Here is a 663-nt window from a genome sequence, read left to right as displayed (position 1 = left end):
CATCCTGTATAAACTCATCTTCATCTAAAGAGTGATTAAAATTTTCTATGTTTTGATAGACTTTTTCTAAAAATTCTAAAGGTAAAAGAAAATCTTTACTGAGTATATTTTCTAAAATTTGTTTTAAAGCTAAAGCATCGTCTAAAAATCTTTTAGCATTTTCTTGATCTTTTTGTATTTTTTCTTTGAATTTAACTAGGAGTTTATCACTTCTATTTTTAGTTAAACTTTTTGGAAGTTCAAATTTGGGTTTTTCTTTTGTAAGGAGTTTTTCACAACATTCTTTAAAGGAAAGTTCTTCAGTGAAATTAATCCTTGCTCCACCTTCAGTAGCATTGTAAAATTTAGCCTTTTGATCATTGCAAGCAAAAAGATATTCAAGTTTTATACGATAATCATTCCAAGTTATATGGGTTAAAACTTCACCTTTACCTGCATAGGCAGGGACTTTAAGTTTATCTATATTTTCTTCACCACTAAATTTCTCTCCAAAATCAAAACCTTTTGAGTGTGAATTTCCTTCTTCATCAAAGGCTAAATCTTGCCCTATCATAATAATATTTTTAAATCCTAAAGCTAAAGCTAAAGTATAAGAAAAATGACTTACATGAGTACCCGTATCTATATAACCAAAGTCATTAAGATTGAAGCGTTGATATAAAG

The 663-nt window shown here is 28.1% G+C and carries 1 protein-coding gene; it reads right to left on the bottom strand.

From position 1 onward, the window contains the following. A partial coding sequence (locus ELQ06_RS08530; RefSeq protein WP_134237516.1) for a 6-hydroxymethylpterin diphosphokinase MptE-like protein occupies positions 1 to 663 on the bottom strand: 663 nt, incomplete at both ends.

Source organism: Campylobacter sp. CH246 (assembly GCF_004378835.1).
In the GTDB taxonomy this organism is placed as follows: Bacteria; Campylobacterota; Campylobacteria; order Campylobacterales; family Campylobacteraceae; genus Campylobacter_D; species Campylobacter_D jejuni.
Note: the sequence above shows the minus strand (reverse complement) of the source record. Positions and strands in the feature narration are given on the sequence as shown.